17 protein-coding genes and 1 tRNA gene are annotated in these 17,018 nt (G+C 67.5%); 2 read left to right on the top strand and 16 right to left on the bottom strand.

Features of this window, described 5'->3' with window-relative positions:
• Position 1: 1 nt before the first annotated feature.
• From BST14_RS00195 to argS, 14 genes are all read right to left on the bottom strand, one after another.
• Entirely contained in the window at positions 2–250 is a 249-nt protein-coding gene (locus BST14_RS00195) for a F0F1 ATP synthase subunit C (protein WP_024636915.1), read from the bottom strand.
• An 85-nt stretch (positions 251–335) separates the two neighbouring features.
• Entirely contained in the window at positions 336–1,094 is a 759-nt protein-coding gene (gene atpB / locus BST14_RS00190; protein ID WP_083062595.1) for a F0F1 ATP synthase subunit A, read from the bottom strand.
• Positions 1,087–1,581, bottom strand: coding sequence for an ATP synthase subunit I (locus BST14_RS00185; RefSeq protein WP_083062594.1), 495 nt, complete (start codon positions 1,579–1,581; stop codon positions 1,087–1,089). Before BST14_RS00185 ends, atpB begins: the two co-directional genes overlap by 8 nt.
• A gap of 215 nt (positions 1,582–1,796) precedes the next feature.
• Positions 1,797–2,987 carry a glycosyltransferase family 4 protein gene (locus BST14_RS00180; RefSeq protein ID WP_066864565.1) on the bottom strand — a complete coding sequence of 397 codons (1,191 nt, stop codon included), beginning with the start codon at positions 2,985–2,987 and terminating at the stop codon, positions 1,797–1,799.
• 47 nt (positions 2,988–3,034) lie between these two features.
• Entirely contained in the window at positions 3,035–3,694 is a 660-nt protein-coding gene (locus BST14_RS00175) for an L-threonylcarbamoyladenylate synthase (RefSeq protein WP_083062593.1), read from the bottom strand.
• Positions 3,687–4,592 (bottom strand): peptide chain release factor N(5)-glutamine methyltransferase, encoded by a 906-nt coding sequence (prmC, locus tag BST14_RS00170; RefSeq protein ID WP_368731243.1) that lies wholly within the window; start codon positions 4,590–4,592, stop codon positions 3,687–3,689. Before prmC ends, BST14_RS00175 begins: the two co-directional genes overlap by 8 nt.
• Before the next feature lie 69 nt (positions 4,593–4,661).
• The gene (gene prfA, locus BST14_RS00165) at positions 4,662–5,735 is read right to left on the bottom strand and encodes a peptide chain release factor 1 (RefSeq protein ID WP_083062591.1); all 1,074 of its coding nucleotides are present in this window, start codon (positions 5,733–5,735) and stop codon (positions 4,662–4,664) included.
• A 99-nt stretch (positions 5,736–5,834) separates the two neighbouring features.
• Positions 5,835–6,065, bottom strand: coding sequence for a 50S ribosomal protein L31 (gene rpmE / locus BST14_RS00160; protein WP_083062590.1), 231 nt, complete (start codon positions 6,063–6,065; stop codon positions 5,835–5,837).
• 190 nt (positions 6,066–6,255) lie between these two features.
• Positions 6,256–8,112: a transcription termination factor Rho gene (gene rho, locus BST14_RS00155; RefSeq protein WP_083062589.1), complete on the bottom strand. Its 1,857-nt coding sequence runs from the start codon at positions 8,110–8,112 to the stop codon at positions 6,256–6,258.
• 267 nt (positions 8,113–8,379) lie between these two features.
• The gene (gene thrB / locus BST14_RS00145) at positions 8,380–9,315 is read right to left on the bottom strand and encodes a homoserine kinase (RefSeq protein ID WP_083062728.1); all 936 of its coding nucleotides are present in this window, start codon (positions 9,313–9,315) and stop codon (positions 8,380–8,382) included.
• Positions 9,316–9,356: 41 nt separating this feature from the next.
• Positions 9,357–10,439 (bottom strand): threonine synthase, encoded by a 1,083-nt coding sequence (gene thrC / locus BST14_RS00140; protein WP_083062587.1) that lies wholly within the window; start codon positions 10,437–10,439, stop codon positions 9,357–9,359.
• Positions 10,436–11,761: a homoserine dehydrogenase gene (locus BST14_RS00135; protein ID WP_083062586.1), complete on the bottom strand. Its 1,326-nt coding sequence runs from the start codon at positions 11,759–11,761 to the stop codon at positions 10,436–10,438. Before BST14_RS00135 ends, thrC begins: the two co-directional genes overlap by 4 nt.
• 3 nt (positions 11,762–11,764) lie before the next feature.
• Positions 11,765–13,123 carry a diaminopimelate decarboxylase gene (gene lysA / locus BST14_RS00130; RefSeq protein ID WP_211280628.1) on the bottom strand — a complete coding sequence of 453 codons (1,359 nt, stop codon included), beginning with the start codon at positions 13,121–13,123 and terminating at the stop codon, positions 11,765–11,767.
• A 56-nt stretch (positions 13,124–13,179) separates the two neighbouring features.
• Positions 13,180–14,832, bottom strand: a complete 1,653-nt coding sequence (gene argS, locus BST14_RS00125; RefSeq protein ID WP_083062584.1) for an arginine--tRNA ligase — start codon at positions 14,830–14,832, stop codon at positions 13,180–13,182.
• 127 nt (positions 14,833–14,959) lie between these two features.
• On the opposite strand from argS, the gene BST14_RS00120 reads away from it, so the two are divergent.
• Positions 14,960–15,032, top strand: a tRNA-Arg gene (locus tag BST14_RS00120).
• Positions 15,033–15,059: 27 nt separating this feature from the next.
• On the opposite strand, the gene BST14_RS00115 is transcribed toward BST14_RS00120, so the two are convergent.
• On the bottom strand, positions 15,060–15,563 hold the full coding sequence (locus BST14_RS00115) for a nitroreductase family deazaflavin-dependent oxidoreductase (protein WP_083062583.1): 504 nt from the start codon (positions 15,561–15,563) through the stop codon (positions 15,060–15,062).
• 86 nt (positions 15,564–15,649) lie between these two features.
• On the opposite strand from BST14_RS00115, the gene BST14_RS00110 reads away from it, so the two are divergent.
• Entirely contained in the window at positions 15,650–16,342 is a 693-nt protein-coding gene (locus BST14_RS00110; protein ID WP_211280623.1) for a VldE C-terminal domain-containing protein, read from the top strand.
• Between the two features lie 82 nt (positions 16,343–16,424).
• Here BST14_RS00110 and BST14_RS00105 read toward each other — a convergent pair whose 3' ends face one another.
• The gene (locus BST14_RS00105; RefSeq protein WP_083062582.1) at positions 16,425–16,994 is read right to left on the bottom strand and encodes an NUDIX domain-containing protein; all 570 of its coding nucleotides are present in this window, start codon (positions 16,992–16,994) and stop codon (positions 16,425–16,427) included.
• Between the last annotated feature and the right edge of the window lie 24 nt (positions 16,995–17,018).

Below are 17,018 nucleotides of genomic sequence, written 5' to 3'. Positions count from 1 at the left end.
ACTAGGTGCCGACGGGGGTGGCGAATACGAACAGCGCCATGAAGGCCAGGTTGATGAAGTAGGCCGCCTCAACCAGACCGACGGTGATGAAGAACGGCGTGAACAGCCGGCCTTGCGCCTCGGGTTGCCGGGCGATACCGGAAACCAGCGCGTTACCGGCGATACCGTCACCGATACCGGCACCGATCGCGCCGCCGCCCATGATGAGTCCACCGCCGATGAGTGCAGCGGCAGCGACTTGGGGGTCCAGAGCCATTCTTATCCTCCTTGATATCTGGTAGGGGGTCTACCAGGTCTCTGTAATGGTGCGTGGGTCAGAACAATTGATGCTGGTCTCAGTCATGGTGATCCTCGATCTCCATCGCCTGACTGAAGTACAAGATGGTCAGAATCGAGAAGATGAAGGCCTGAATCGCCCCGACGAACAGGTCGAAGGCCTTCCAGATCGCGTTGGGCGCCCACATCACGTACGGCGGGAAGAGCGCGATCAGCGCGACCAGGATGCCGCCGGCGAAGATGTTGCCGAAAAGTCGGAGCGACAACGAGATTGGCTTGGCCAGCTCCTCGACCAGGTTGATCGGCGCCAGGAACGCCACGTGGCCCTTGAGCACCGCGAGCGGGTGCCCGATGACGCCGCGGCGCCAAATGCCGGCCACGTGGTAGCAGACGAACACGAACAGAGCCAGCGCCAGAACGTAATTGATGTCCGCCGCCGCCGACTTCAGCAGTTCGGTGGTGTGTCCGGACTTGTCCGTGTACTGCAGCGGAAGCACCGAGAGCCAGTTGGAGATCAGGATGAACACGAAGATGGTGACGGCCAGCGGCAACACGAACGGCGCGATGCGCATGCCGACCGCGCTTTCGATCTGATCGCGCATCTGGACGGTGATGGCCTCCCAGAACAACTGAACGCCACTGGGCACACCGGTGGAGGTGATCTTGGCGCGCAGGAAGAAGGCCAGTGCCAGCACGATCACCGCGGCGATCCCCGTCGCCAGAATCGTGTCGGTGTTGACGGTCAGGCCGAGCCACTTGGCGTGGGTGTGCGCGCCAACCTCGATCGAGCCCTCGGCCAGGAACGTCGTCTCAGGCATCGGTGGTGTTCCTTCCTTGCGGTCCTTCCGACCCTGCGCTCACGCCGCCTTCGGCACCGCCCGACGACGCCGCCCAGTCGCCGGCGCGCAGCTTCTTCCACACCGGAAGCGCGGTCGAGGCGACCAACAGGACCTGGAAAAGCGCCAATCCGAATACGACGCCCAGGCCGGCGGGCCGGAAGACGTAGGCGATGATCAGCCCGACGACGGTGATGATGGCCAGCCGTGACGCCGAGTTGAGCGCCATCGACCGCTTGAGCGGGTGGTCTTTGGCGGTGATCGACTCAACCGAGCGACGCACCAGCACCGCGTTGAGCAAACCCAGGAGAAGCCCGATGCCGAAGAAGACCCCAACCATCAGATGACCGGACAGCCCGGCGGCGAGCACCGCCACCGCTGTGATGGCAACGCTGATCGCCAGGAGCCGAACCGGACGGAAAGCAACAGAGGGAAACACCAACGGCGCGTCCTGCGCTGGTGTCGTCACTGCAGCACCTCAATCCCAGGTTGATGGAACGGGAACCCCCCGACCGAGTGATCGGTGGCCCGCCGAGCGTATCGCACGTCACAGTTGAATCACCCAAGGGGTATCTCCCGCGGCCGGTCCCGAATCAGCCCGGTCGGACCACCCTCCGATAGGCCGGTAGCCTGCACGGCTTTTTGGGGTTCTACCAGGACCGTACCACACGAAGGACCCCCCTACTACCCTTCGTCGTAGTAGTCGTCGCCCCGGCGCAACAGCGGGATCGCCGTCGCGATGCCGGCCACCACGATGGCGCCCAGCATCACCGCGGCGGTATCGCGGGGGCGGAAAAAGATTGTGCTGGCGGCACCGAACGCGACGATCCCGACCCACAGGTAGATCAGCAACACCACCCGGCGGTGGGAATGACCGATCTGTAGCAACCGGTGATGCAGATGCATCTTGTCGGGGCTGAACGCGCTGCGACCCGCGCGGGTCCGGCGCACGATCGCCAGCAGCAAATCGAGCATCGGCACGAAGATGACCGCGGCGACCAGCAGGAACGGCGACAGCAGGACGAACACGTCGCGCGCGCCGTAGGCGTTCTGCGAGACGGGGCCGGCGGCCGTCGTGGACGCGGCCGACAGCATCAGACCGATCAGCATCGAGCCGGAGTCGCCCATGAAGATCTTGGCGCGGTGGAAGTTGTGCGGCAGGAACCCAAGACACGCCCCGGCCAGCACCACTGAAATCACCGCGGGCGGATAGAACAAGACGTCACCGCCGTGGTCGCGCAGCAGCCCGACCGAGAACATGCAGATGGCCAACGCGGTGATCAGCCCGAGACCGGCGGCCAGGCCGTCGAGGCCGTCGACGAAGTTCATCGCGTTGACGACCGACACGGTGAGCGCCAGGGTCAGCAGGATCGACGAGGCCTGATCGAGCACGATGGTGCCCACGCCGCCGATAGGGATGTACAGCACGCTCCATGCCACACCCATAGTGACCAGCACGCTGGCCGCCGTGATCTGACCGGCGAACTTGGTCAACGCATCGAGGCCCCAACGGTCGTCGATCAGGCCGATGCCCATGATGACCGCGCCGGCGACCAGGACCGCGGGCATACCGGTGGAGTAGACGAAGCCACGGGTGAGCGCCGGAAGCTGGGACGCCAGAAAGACGGCCGTGATGACGCCGAGAAACATTGCCAGCCCGCCCATTCGGGGCGTCGGAGTCACGTGGACGTCGCGCTCCCGCGGGTAGGCGACCGCGCCGAGCCGGGTCGCCAACACCCGTACCGGGCCGGTGGCGAAGTACGTGATGATCGCCGCGGTCAAGCCCACCAGCGCCAGCTCACGAAGCGGGACGCCGGCGCCGCGGTCGCCCAACGCGAGTAAACCACCGGCAAGGTTGGTTACGTCGCTGGACATCACCGTGACCGTACTGGACAAAGCTGGGACCTCGACAACCGCTCCAGTCAGGCCTGGGCGGTCAGGCTTTCCGGATCGAGGGCGAGCACTTCGGCGATCCGTTCCGCGCTCACCGGGCCCGGCCGCAGAATCTGCGGCGTGCCCCCGGTGAGGTCGACGATCGTGGAGGCCGCCCCCTGATCAGACGGCCCCGCTTCCAGATAGACGTCGACCAGATCGCCAAGCTGGCTGCGCGCCTCGGTGGCGTCCACGGCGGCCGGGCGGCCGGAGACGTTCGCGCTGGACACCGCCAGGGGCCCGACTTCGCGCAGCAGCTCGATCGCCACGGGATGTAACGGCATACGCAACATCACGGTGCCGCGGGCATCACCGAGGTCCCACTGCAGCGACGGCGCCTGGTTCACCACCAGGCTCAACGCGCCCGGCCAGAAGGCGCGGATGAGGTCGCGGGCCCCGTCCGGCATGGTGTAGACGAGCCCCTCGATGGTGTGCCAGGAGCCGACCAGCACGCCCACCGGCATGTCGCGCCCGCGCCCCTTCGCCGACAGCAACGCGGAGACCGCGGCGCTGTTGAATGCATCGGCGCCGATGCCGTACACCGTGTCGGTCGGCATGACCACCAGCCGGCCACCCTTGAGCGCCGCCGCCGCGGCGGCAATCCCGAGTGAGCGCTGATCGGGATCGGCACAGTCGAAGACGTCAGTCAATGGCGCCGCTCTCCCCCGCAAGCGGGAGGTGCCCCCGCCTCATCGCAGCCCTCCTGCGGGCCGTCACGAAGCGCGGCCGCCCGGTCAGGTCACGGCGGGCCTGAATGTCGTCGAACGCCCCTGTGCGGTCGAACAATTCCACCGTCTGCGCCGAAGCGGTGTCGTCGTGCTCGACGCCGATGAGTCCACCTGGGCGCAGCCAGCGACCGGCGACGCGGAGCAGAGGCGCGATCACCGCCATTCCGTCCGGACCGCCGAAGACGGCCGCGGGTGGATCATGTTGCGCGACTTCGGGGTCCAGGACGGCATCGTCGGGAACGTAGGGTGGGTTGGTCACCACCATGTCGACCCGGCCATCGAACTCGGCCAGCAGGCCAGGATCGCCGGCCAGCTCCGTGACATCGGCCCGCACCAGCTCGACTCCGGTGCCGCGCACGTTGCGGCGGGCGTACGCGAGCGCGGCTTCGGAGTTGTCGACGGCGACGATCCGCGCCCCCGGCCGGTGGTGGGCCAGCGCCACCGCCAGGGCGCCCGACCCGGTGCACAGGTCGACGATGACGGGTCGAGGCGTAAGTTGTTGCGCCATAGCCCATTCCAGTAGGGCCTCCGTCTCGGGGCGGGGTATGAAAACCCCGGGGCCGACGTGCAGCAGGGCGGGTCCGAACGCGGCGGTCCCCAGCAGATGTTGCAGGGGCACCCGTCGCGAGCGCGCGGCCACGACGTCGCGGTAGCGCCTGAGAAAGTCCGCGCCCGGCAACTCCAGCAGCGGCAGGCGCCCGCGGTCGGTGCCCGCCAGGTGCGCGGCCAGCTGTTCGGCATCCCAACGCGCAGAATCGATTCCCGCCTCGGCAAGGGTGGCCGCGGCATCGTCGATGGCGCGCCGCAGGCTGAGCTGGATTGTCCCGCTCTCCCCCGCAAGCGGGGCGTGGCCCCGCCTCATCGCTTCACTCTGCATCGCCGCGGGACGTCATGCCTGTTGCAGCCGGCTCTGCTTGTCGGCGGCGGCCAGGGCGTCGAACAGGGCGTCCAGGTCACCGTCTAGGACCTGATCGAGATTGTGCGACTTGAAGTTGATGCGGTGGTCCGCGATCCGGTTCTCCGGGAAGTTGTAGGTGCGGATGCGCTCGCTGCGGTCCACCGTGCGGATCTGGCTGGCCCGGTCGGCCGAGGCATCGGCCAGCGCCTGCTCTTCGGCCAGGGCCTGCAGACGGGCGGCCAAGACCTGCAGCGCGCGCGCCTTGTTCTGCAGCTGCGAGCGCTCGTTTTGACAGGTGACGACGATGCCGGTGGGCAGGTGCGTAATGCGCACCGCGGAGTCGGTGGTGTTGACGCCCTGACCGCCCTTCCCCGACGAGCGGTAGACGTCGATGCGCAGGTCCGACTCGTCGATCTGCACCTCGCCGACTTCTTCGGGTTCGGGGTACACCAGCACGCCGGCCGCCGACGTATGAACGCGGCCTTGAGATTCCGTCACCGGGACGCGTTGCACCCGATGCACTCCGCCCTCGAATTTCATCCGGGACCAAACCCCGTCGGCGCTGTCGCCCTTGCTGGCGATGGCCAGCGTAGCGTCCTTGTAGCCGCCGAGATCCGAGGTGGTTTCGTCCAGCACGGTCACGGTCCACCCGTGCCGCTCGGCGTAGCGGATGTACATCCGCGCCAAATCCGCGGCGAACAAGGCCGATTCTTCGCCGCCCTCACCGGACTTCACTTCGAGCACGATGTCGTCGGCGTCGTGCGGGTCGCGCGGGGCCAGCATGTCGGTGAGCTGGGTGTCCAACTCGGCCACCTGGGTCTCGAGATCCGTGACCTCGGCGGCGAAGGACGCGTCGTCGGCGGCCAGCTCTCGGGCCGTCTCCAGGTCGTCGCGCGCGGCCACCAGCTTGCGGTAGGTGCCCACGATCGGGGCCAGGCGGGCGAACCGGCGGCCGGCCTTGCGCGCCTCGTCGGGATTGCCGTGCAACTCGGGGTCGGCCAGCCGGCGCTCCAGCTCAGCGTGCTCGGCCAGCAGCACGTCAATGGTCTGCACCGGCTTGGTCACCGCCCTACCTCCTGCCCCGTGTCGCCCGTCATTGCCGCAAACGCAAACCGACGCCCGGCCCGTGCGACGATTCGCACAGTTCGGGCGTCGGTAACCGAGCTATTTGTCGGCAGCAGCTCCGGCGTTGCGCTTGCCGTACCGCTTCTCGAAGCGGGCCACCCGGCCGCCGCTGTCCAGAATCTTCTGCTTGCCGGTGTAGAAGGGGTGGCACTGCGAGCAGACCTCGACGACGATTCGGCCGCCATCCTTGGTGCTGCGCGTCTGGAAGGTATTGCCGCACCCACAGAGCACTGTGGTCTCCGCGTAGGCGGGGTGAATGTCAGATTTCATGCTGTCCTCTTCGATCTTGTCGAGCGTCGATTATGCCAGGTCAACCACTGCTCCCCCAAAACAACGGGCTACCCGTCCACATTCCCAGCGCATAGGCGGCGCCGAAACTTAAACTACGACGGCGTCGGCCGGGGGCATTGTCAATCGGTTAGTGCAACATCTGCTCAGGCGGCCTGGTCGAGGAGGGCGGCTAGTCGTTGTCCATTCCTGGTGTCGTCTTGGACACCTGGACCAGGAACTCGTAGTTGTTCTTCGTCTTGCGCAGCTGCGACATCAGCAGGTCGATGGCCTGGTGGGAGTCCAGCCCCGACAGCACGCGGCGCAGCTTGTGCACAATGCCGAACTCGTCCGGCGACAGCAACAGCTCGTCCTTGCGGGTACCGGACGGGTTGACGTCCACCGCGGGGAAGACCCGCCGCTCGGAGATCTTGCGGTCCAGCTTGAGCTCGGCGTTACCGGTGCCCTTGAACTCCTCGAAGATGACCGTGTCACCGGTGGATCCGGTCTCGACCATCGCGGTGGCGATGATGGTCAGCGATCCGCCTTCCTCGATGTTGCGGGCCGCACCCAGGAACCGCTTGGGCGGGTACAGCGCGGTGGAGTCGACACCACCGGACAGGATCCGGCCCGACGCCGGTGACGCGTTGTTGTAGGCGCGCCCGAGGCGGGTGATCGAGTCCAGCAGCACGACGACGTCCTTGCCCTGCTCGACCAGCCGCTTGGCCCGCTCGATGGCCAGCTCGGCGACCGAGGTGTGGTCCGACGGCGGCCGGTCGAAGGTCGAGGCGATCACCTCACCCTTGACCGAGCGGGTCATGTCGGTGACCTCCTCGGGACGCTCGTCGACGAGCACGACCATGAGGTGGCATTCCGGGTTGTTCTTGGTGATCGCGTTGGCGATGTCCTGCAGGATCGTGGTCTTACCGGCCTTGGGCGGCGACACGATCAACGCCCGCTGGCCCTTGCCGATCGGCATGATCAGGTCGATGACCCGGGTGGTCAGCCGGTCGCTGGTGGTCTCCAGACGAAGGCGCTGGTTGGGGTACAGCGGCGTCAGCTTGGAGAAGTCGGGACGCTTCTTGGCGTCCTCGACCGAGCCGCCGTTGACGCTGTCCAGGCGCACCAACGGGTTGAATTTCTGCCGCTGATTGGGCTGTTCGCCTTCCTTGGGCACACGGACCGCGCCGGTGACGGCGTCACCACGACGAAGGCCGTTCTTGCGCACCATGTTCATCGACACATAGACGTCATGCGGGCCGGCCAGGTAACCGGAGGTGCGCACGAAGGCGTAATTGTCGAGAACGTCGAGGATGCCGGCTACCGGCTGAACGACGTCGTCCTCGCGCAGCTCGGTGTCGCCGCCCTCGCCCGAGCGCTCGCCCCGGCGACGGCGGTCACGGAAGCGGCGTCCCCGCCGGCCCTGACGGCCCTCGCCGTCGTCGTCCTGCTGGTTCGAACCGCCGCGGCCCTGCTGGCCGCCCGAGTTCTGATCCTGCTCGTTGCCGCCGCCGTCCTGGCCGCGGTCGTCGTTCTGGCTGTCGCTTTTGGGCTTCTCGCGGCGCTCGGCCTCAACGGTGGCTGCGCCTTCACGGTTGCCGGCGCCTCCGCGGTCGGCCTCCTTGTTGCCGCGGCCGGCTGAACCGGCCTCGCGGGAAGCGCCCCGTCGTTCGCGGCGGGGCGCCTCGGTGCTTGCACCGTTCTGGTCGCCCTTGGCGGCCGCCGTTTCGGCGCTGCCGGCGCCGTTTTTGGCGTCGTCGTTGCTATCCGACGTGCCGCTGTCCTCAGCGGACTTGGTGCCATTGGCCGGAACGCCATTGGCCTGTCCCCGGACCTCATTGATCGCGGCGATCAGTTCGTTCTTACGCATGCCCGACGTCCCTTTGACGCCAACTTGATTGGCCAGCGCGCGCAGCTCGGGCAGCACCATCGTGGACAGTGCAACTCCCGAGACGGTGGGTTTCGCGTCTTGAGTGTCGGTGGTCACGGCATTCGACAGTTGATTGGCGTCAGTGTTTTCGCCAGCCGTGAACAGGTCCGTATCAGTCACGGATTTCCTTTCTTCCCCCGCTGATCAGGTCATACGGGGGGTTCGTTGCATTCAGGCAAATCGCCGAGTGCGCCCAATCATCGACTCTGCAACGGTGATCGCCTGGATCGGCGGAGTAAACGGCGAACCTCGTCCACAAGAAGAATTGGTGTTGTCCTAGCGGCAAGGCAGTATGTATGCAGATGCAGATGCTGCGATTGCTGGACGGCTCCGAGGATAGCCCGCATCCCTGTCGGAAGCAAGCAAACCCTCCGGCCACGCTGTGGATCAACCGCCGACGGTGACTCCCGGGCTCCAGCGAACGGGTTCGCCAGCCGTCATTTTGGCGATGGCAAATCCGTGTGCCGCCCCATGGTCCGCCACTTCCGGGGGCAACTCCGAGGCTGTGGTCAGCGCTATCAGCGAGGGTCCGGCCCCGGACAGCGTCGTCGCAAAGTTATGACGCCGCAGCAGCCGCAAATATTCCGCCGAGGCCGGCATGGCCGGCGCGCGCTGCGGCTGGTGCAAGACGTCCTCGGTGGCCGCCATGAGCAGGTCGGGGCGTTCGGTGAGCGCCACTACCAGCAACGCCGCCCGGCTGACGTTGAAGCGGGCGTCCTCGTGGCTCACCTGCGCGGGCAGCAGCACGCGGGTCTCCGCGGTGAGCGAGCGTTCCTCGGGAATCGCAGTGTACAGCTGGATGTCGGGGTGCAGCCGCAGCGGCGCCGCCGCGTACTCGGGGCGATCACCACCGCGGTCGATCCACGACACGACCGCACCGCCCAGGACGGCGGCAGCCGCGTTGTCGGGATGCCCCTCGAACTCCGAGGCCAGCTGAATCAGTTGGGTCTCGCTGAGCGGTTTCCAATCCGTCTGTGCGATAAGGCCGTTGGCGGCCGCCAGGCCGCCGACCACCGCGGCCGCGGAGGAGCCGAGGCCACGCGAATGCGGGATGGCGTTGCGGCAACGCACCACCAGGCCGGGTGCGCGGACCCCGACGGCCCACAGCCCACATTCCACGGCCCGCACCACCAGGTGTTCCGGGCCAACCGGGAGCTGGCCCGCACCCTCACCTTCGACCAGCACAACCAGGCCGGAATCGGTTGTCTCGACGATGATTTCATCGTACAGACTCAGTGCCAGGCCGATGCTGTCGAAACCGGGGCCGAGGTTAGCGCTGGACGCCGACACCACGGCGCTGGCCACCAGCCCCGCGGGCAGCATCGGGGTCATCAACAGCCCTTCGTTGCGAGTGCGCACATTTGTCAGGCCAGCCCCAGCTTTTCGACCACCAGGACCGGATCGACCGGCAGCGGGGTCACGGTCGGCATGTCGCGCAGCGCGGTGTCGGGGTCCTTGAGGCCGTTGCCGGTCACCGTGCACACGACCGTCGACCCGCGGGCCACCCAACCGTCGTCGACGGCCTTGAGCAGTCCGGCGATGCTGGCCGCCGAGGCGGGTTCGACGAACACACCTTCGGACTCGGCCACCAGGTGATAGGCCGCCAGGATCTCTTCGTCGGTCGCGGCCAGGAAACGGCCATTCGACTGCTGCTGCGCGTCGACGGCCGCCGTCCACGATGCGGGCGCGCCGATGCGGATCGCGGTCGCGATGGTCTCCGGGTTCTTGACCGGCGCGCCGTGCACCAGCGGGGCCGCACCGGCGGCCTGCGTGCCCAGCATGCGCGGCAACTTCTCGATCAGTCCCTCGTGGTGGTACTCGGTGTATCCCTTCCAATACGCGGTGATGTTGCCTGCGTTGCCGACCGGCAGCGCGTGCACGTCGGGCGCGGTACCGAGCGCGTCGACGATCTCGAACGCCGCCGTCTTCTGGCCCTCGATGCGCACCGGGTTGACCGAGTTGACCAACGCGATGGTCGGGAAGTCGGCGGCCATCTTGCGGGCCAATTCCAGACAATCGTCGAAGTTGCCGTCGATCTGGATGATCTTGGCGCCGTGCATGACCGCCTGCGCCAGCTTGCCCATCGCGATCTTGCCCTGCGGTATCAGCACCGCGCAGGTGATGCCGGCGCGCGCCGCGTAGGCCGCCGCCGACGCCGAGGTGTTTCCGGTCGACGCGCACAGTACGGCCTGCTGGCCGCGCGCGAGCGCGTCGGTGACCGCCATCGTCATGCCCCGGTCTTTGAACGAGCCGGTGGGATTTAGGCCTTCGACCTTGAGGTGCACGCTGCAACCGGTCTTTTCCGAGAGGCGGCCCGCCGCGATCAGCGGCGTGCCACCCTCGAGCAGGGTGACCGGGGTCCAGTCGTCGCCCACGGGCAACCGGTCCCGGTAGGCCTCGATGAGACCGGGCCACGGTTTGTGGACGGCGGTGCGCGCGGCGCTCATAGCGTGGTCCCTTCCAATCGCAGCACGCTGGTCACGCCCTGCACGACATCCAAATCCGCCAGGGCCTCCACGGTTTCGGACAGCGCGCCATCCGTGGCGCGGTGGGTGACCACGACGATGCGGGCGCCCACCCGTCGTCCACCCTCGTCGGCGACGCCTTCCTGACGGACTTCGGCGATGCTCACCTCACGCTTGGCGAATTCGGCCGCGACCGAGGACAGCACGCCGGGCTTGTCGGCGACGTTCATGCTGACGTAATAGCGCGTGGAAATGAATCCCATTGGTGCGATGGGAAGTTGGGCGTACTTGGATTCCTTCGGCCCGCGGCTGCCCAGCACGCGATTGCGCGCGGCCATGACCATGTCACCGGCCACCGCGGACGCGGTCGGCGCGCCGCCGGCCCCCTGCCCGTAGAACATCAGCCGGCCGGAGGCCTTGGCCTCCACCACTACCGCGTTGAATGCGCCGTTGACCGTGGCCAGCGGGTGGGACAGCGGCACCAGCGCCGGATAGACGCGCGCCGAAACCCGCTCTTGGCCGTCGTCGGTCTTGATGCGCTCGCAGATCGACAACAACTTGATGGTGCAACCGAGGGCCTGGGCCGACTCGAAGTCGTCCGGGGTGACCTTGGTGATGCCCTCGCGGTAGACGTCGTCGGCGGTCACTCGGGTGTGGAAGGCGATGGACGCCAGAATCGCGGCCTTGGCGGCGGCGTCGTAGCCCTCGACGTCGGCGGTGGGGTCGGCCTCGGCGTAGCCCAGCGCGCTGGCTTCGGCCAGCGCCGTGTCGTAGTCGGCGCCGGTGCTGTCCATCGCGGACAGGATGTAGTTGGTGGTGCCGTTGACGATCCCGGCCACCCGCAGCACCGTGTCGCCGGCCAGCGACTGCGTCAGCGGGCGGATGACGGGGATGGCGCCCGCGACGGCAGCCTCGAAATACAGGTCAACGTGCGCACTTTCGGCGGCCTGCGCCAACTCCCCGGTGGAGGTGGCCAACAGCGCCTTGTTCGCGGTGACGACCGACTTACCGTGCTCGAGGGCGCACAGGATGGCCTTGCGGGCCGGTTCGACCGGCCCCATCAGTTCCACGACGATGTCGACGTCGTCGCGCGCGGCGAGCTCTTCGATGTCGTCGGTGAGCAGTTCGACGGGGACACCGCGGTCGTCGGCGACGCGGCGCACTCCGATGCCGCGCAACACCAGCGGTGCGCCGACACGAGCGGCCAGGTCATCGGCGCTGTCCTCGACGATCCGGACAACTTCGCTGCCGACGTTGCCCAACCCGAGTACCGCTACACCGACCGGCTTTTCGTCACGGGGCACGATTCACCTCACTTCCAGACTCAACAGATCGTCGACCGTCTCGCGACGCAGGATCAGACGCGCGCGGCCGTCGCGCACCGCGACGACGGCGGGGCGGCAGATCATGTTGTAGCGACTCGACAATGAATAGCAGTAGGCGCCGGTGGCGGCGACCCCGATCAGGTCGCCGGGCCGCAGATCACCCGGGACCCAGGTGTCGCGCACCACGATATCGCCGCTCTCGCAATGCTTTCCGACGACGCGGGCCAACTCCGCCGGCGCATCGCTGAGCCGCGAGACCAGCCGGGCGTCGTACTGCGCGTCATACAGGGCGGTGCGGATGTTGTCGCTCATGCCGCCGTCGACGCTGACGTAGCGCCGGTGTGCGGTGGCGCTGACGTCGACGTCCTTGACGGTGCCCACCTCGTAGAGCGTGATGGTGCCGGGCCCGGCGATCGCGCGACCGGGCTCGACCACCAGCCTCGGGGTCGGCAGTCCGACGGCCGCGGACTCGTTCCGCACGATCGCGCTCAGCTTGGCGGCCAGCTCACCCATCGGCGGCGGATCGTCGGCTGCCAGGTAGGAGATGCCAAGCCCACCACCGAGATCCACGGTGGAGATCTGTGCGGTCTTGTCGACACCGAACCGCTCGACGGCGTCGTGCAGCAGGCCGATGACCCGGCGCGCGGCGATTTCGAAGCCGGCGACATCGAAGATCTGCGAACCGATGTGGCTGTGCATGCCCACCAGCCGCAGATGCTGCGTCTCGAACACCTTGCCCACGGCGTCCAGGGCCGCACCGCTGGCCAGCGACAGGCCGAACTTCTGGTCCTCGTGTGCGGTGGAGATGAACTCGTGGGTGTGCGCCTCGACGCCGACCGTGAGACGGACGAAAACGTCCTGGACGATGCCCGCCTCCGCCGCGATGGCATCGAGGCGCTCGATCTCGAGCATCGAGTCCAAAACGACATGGCCGACACCGGCTTTGACCGCCGCCGTCAGTTCGGCGATGGATTTGTTGTTGCCGTGGAAGGTAATCCGGTCCGGCGGGAAGTTCGCGTGCAGCGCGACGGCCAACTCGCCGCCGGTGCACACGTCGAGAGACAGCCCTTCTTCTTCGATCCACCGCGCGATCTCGCTGCACAGGAACGCCTTGGCGGCATAGTGCACGTTCGTGCCGCCGCCGAAGGCCGACGCGATCTCACGACAACGGGACCGGAAGTCGTCCTCGTCGACGACGAACAGCGGGGTGCCGTACTTCTGGGCGAGGTCGGTCACCGGGACCCCCGCAATGGCGGCGACTCCATCGTCATTGCGGATTGTGTTGCGCGTCCACACGTTCGGCGCCAGCAGCAGCAGCTCCTCGGGGGATTGCGGCCGCAGCGGGCTTTCGGCGTGGCGGGACTCTTCGGCGTGCCGAGGACCGGCGGGATGAACGTTCACATGCGCTCCGGAGCGGTGACACCCAGTATCGCCAGCCCGTTGGCGATCACCTGGCGGGTCGCCTGGCACAGCGCCAGGCGCGCGGCGTGCAGGTCGGTCGGTTGCTCGTCGCCTTGCGGCAACACCCGGCACGAGTCGTAGAACCGGTGGTAGTCGCCGGCGAGGTCTTCTAGGTACCGACACACCCGGTGGGGTTCGCGCAAAGTGGCCGCCGTGTCGAGCACCCGCGGGAATTCGCCGATGGTGCGCAGCAGCGCCCCCTCCTTGTCGTGGCTGAGCAGCTCGAGGTGGCCTGTGTCGAGGATCAGGCCGAGCTCGACGGCGTTGCGGGCCAGCGCCGAGAGCCGGGCGTGCGCGTATTGCACGTAATAGACCGGGTTTTCGTTCGACGCCGAGGACCACAGCGCGAGGTCGATGTCGATCGGGGTGTCCACCGAGGAACGAATCAGGCTGTAGCGCGCGGCATCGACGCCGATCGCCTCCACCAGGTCGTCCAGCGTGATCACCGTTCCGGCCCGCTTGCTCATCCGGACCGGCTGGCCGTCGCGGACCAGATTGACCATCTGCCCGATGAGCACCTCGACGGCGGCCGGGTCGTCGCCGAACGCCGCGGCCACCGCCTTGAGCCGGGCGATGTATCCGTGGTGGTCGGCCCCCAGCATGTAGATGGCCAGGTCGAAGCCCCGCTGGCGCTTGTCCAGGTGGTAGGCGATGTCACCGGCGATGTAGGCGGGCTTGCCGTCGCTCTTGATGACGACGCGGTCCTTGTCGTCACCAAAGGCGCTGGTGCGCAACCACGTTGCGCCGTCCTTTTCGTAGATGTTGCCCGTCTTGCGCAGCCTGGCGATCGCTTGGTCGACCAGGCCCTTGGTGTGCATCGAATCTTCGTGGGTGTAGACGTCGAAGTCGGTGCCGAACTCGTGCAGCGACTCCTTGATGTGGGTGAACATCAGGTCGACACCGATTTCGCGGAAGGTCTCGCGCATCTCGTCGTCGGGCAGGCTCAGCGCGTCGGGCGCCTTCTGCAACACCTGAGCGGCGATGTCGTTGATGTAGGCGCCCGCGTAGCCGTCTTCCGGGGTGGGCTCGCCCCTGGCGGCGGCGATCAATGAGCCGGCGAACCGGTCGATCTGCGCGCCGTGGTCGTTGAAATAGTATTCGCGCACCACCGCGGCGCCCTGCGTGGACAGCAGCCGGCCCAGCGCGTCGCCGACGGCGGCCCAGCGGGTCCCGCCGATGTGGATCGGCCCGGTCGGGTTGGCCGATACGAACTCCAGGTTGATGTTGCGTCCGGCCAGCACGTCGGAGTGACCGTATCGATCGCCGGCGTCGATGACGTTGGTGACCACGACGGCCTGCGCCGACGCCTCGAGGCGCAGGTTGATGAAGCCGGGTCCGGCCACCTCCGCCGACGCGACCCCGTCGGCGCAGGCCAGCGCCTCGGCGAGCCATCCGGCCAGGTCGCGGGGGTTGGCGCCGACCTTCTTGCCCAGCTGCAGCGCCAGGTTGCTGGCATAGTCGCCGTGCTCGGGATTGCGGGGACGTTCCACGGTGACCGTCTGCGGCAGGGCGGCAGCATCGAGCCCGCGCTCGGCCAGCACCGCGGCGGCGGTGGTTTTGAGCAGCTCAGCCAGGTCAGCGGGGGTCACGAGCGTCCATCCTATTGGCTGGGGCGCCCCCACCCCGAATCCATTGCGGTGGCAGGGTGGCCGCTTCGATGCGTTAGTCTGTCCGTGCTTGTCCGATAGCCCCATGGCGCAACAGGTATGTCGGTGCGCCCCCGTAGCTCAGGGGATAGAGCGTCTGCCTCCGGAGCAGAAGGCCGCAGGTTCGAATCCTGCCGGGGGCACCCTTTCTACCAGCCGAAATGGTGCCACTACTCGACTCGCGTCAGCACGAACGCCTCGATCTGACGATCTTTCGCCCGCACCTCATACTTCCGCCAGCCCGGATACAGCTCGAGGCCCTTGGCCCAGATCTCGTCGCGTTCGCGGGGCGTCGCGAGCCGCGCGGAGGCAGGCCAGGTGTCGCCGCCGACCGTCAGGGTCGCCTGCGGGTGGGCCTTCAGATTGTGATACCAGGCCGGATGCTTGGTACCGCCGAAGTTGGATGCGATGAGGGCTAGGCCGTCCGAGTGCGGGATCCCGTATACGGCGACGGTGCGCGGCTCGCCGGACTTGGCGCCCGTCGTGGTGAGCATGACCACCGGGATGCCGGTTGCGACCTCGGCGAAGTTTCGCCGGCCACCGGTGGCCTTGGCGACAAGGCGATCGAGGTGGTGCGCGGTCGGGCGAAGGAGCGCCACACCCACGGTCGTGGACGCGAAGCGACGCATCGTTCGGTGCAAAGCGTTCGCGTCATCGAACGATCGCCCGGGCATGTGGTCATTGTGACCGGCCTGCCCGGGGGCCGAACAAGCAAGTGAAAACGCACCCATGCGTCACAGACGGCATTAAGCTGCTGGTCGTGGGCGTGAAGGTGTTCGCCAAGGGCCGGGGGCGATGGCTGGCGGTCGCGGCGTCGCTCGTCATCTCCGCGGCCATGATCCACGCGCAGGGCACCAAGACGCGCTGCTGCGTCGAAACGCCCGTGGCGGTCCCGGGCCCCACCACCAGCGCGTCGGCGCCTGCGCCGCCCCCCGGCGCGCCGCGCCCCGCCAGTGCGGCCGAGATCGAATCGTTAACGGCCCTGGCACCGCCCGCGCCCTCCGCCAGCCAGCAATTCCAGCTCGCCTTGCCGCACAGCGTGGGATCCGAAGAACGGTTGCAGGTCAAGACCATCTGGGCCGCCCGCGCCATCACCGTGCTCTTCCCCCAGATCAAGACCATCTACGGATACCGCGAGGACCCGTTGCCGTGGCACCCCAACGGCTTGGCGATCGACGTGATGATCCCGAACTACCACTCCCCCGAAGGCATCGAGCTCGGCAACCAGATCGCCGGCTACGCCCTGGCCAACGCGAAACGATGGCGCATCAACCACGTGATCTGGCGCCAGAAGATCTACCCCGGCGTCGGCGGAGGCAACTGGATGGCCGACCTGGGGTCGGAGACCGCCGACCACTACGACCACGTCCATATCGCGACCGGCGGGGGCGGGTATCCGACCGGGCACGAAACCTATTACATCGCCTCCATGACCCCGGCCCCGTCGGACTGATCCGTCACGGCCATCGTGAGCCCGGCGGACCGAACCACTGCCCCTTGGCGCGGGCCCGATCGCGGTGCTCTCGAGCGGGGATTCATCCCGCTCGCATCAGGAACAGCCCATAGGCGGCCACCGACTGCGCGTCGGCGATGACACCCCCGCGAATCATCCGTTCGACCTCGTCACGCGGGAACCACGCGCTGCGCATGTCCTGCTCCTCGTGCTCGCGGTCGACTTCTCCCTCGGCGATTCCGGTGGCCAGGAACACCCAACCCCGCTGACTGGTCATTCCCGGTGCGACGTCGAGTTGGCCGAGCGCCTCGAACGACGTTGCGCGCAGCCCGGTTTCCTCGCGCAGCTCGCGCTCGGCGAGCTCGGCCGGTTCGGCGTCGACCAGATCGGCAGCGGTGCCTTGGGGAAACTCCCAACGCCGCTCGCCGAGGGGATAGCGGAACTGCTCGACCAGCCGGAAGCGGTGGCCGTCGTACGGCATCACGAGCGCGTAGGCCGGCTTGTCGACGACGCTGTAGATGCCCTTGCTACCGTCCGGGCGGCGGATGTCGTCCTCCCGCAGCACCATCCATGGGTTGCGGTAGATCTCGCGACTGGCGAGGCATTCGATAAAAGTCACGCCGCCAGTATTGCCGTGAATACCGCGACTCATACTGCGGCGACGGCCAGGAGTAGC

It is taken from the genome of Mycobacterium arosiense ATCC BAA-1401 = DSM 45069, assembly GCF_002086125.1.
GTDB lineage: Bacteria > Actinomycetota > Actinomycetes > Mycobacteriales > Mycobacteriaceae > Mycobacterium > Mycobacterium arosiense.
Note: the sequence above shows the minus strand (reverse complement) of the source record. Positions and strands in the feature narration are given on the sequence as shown.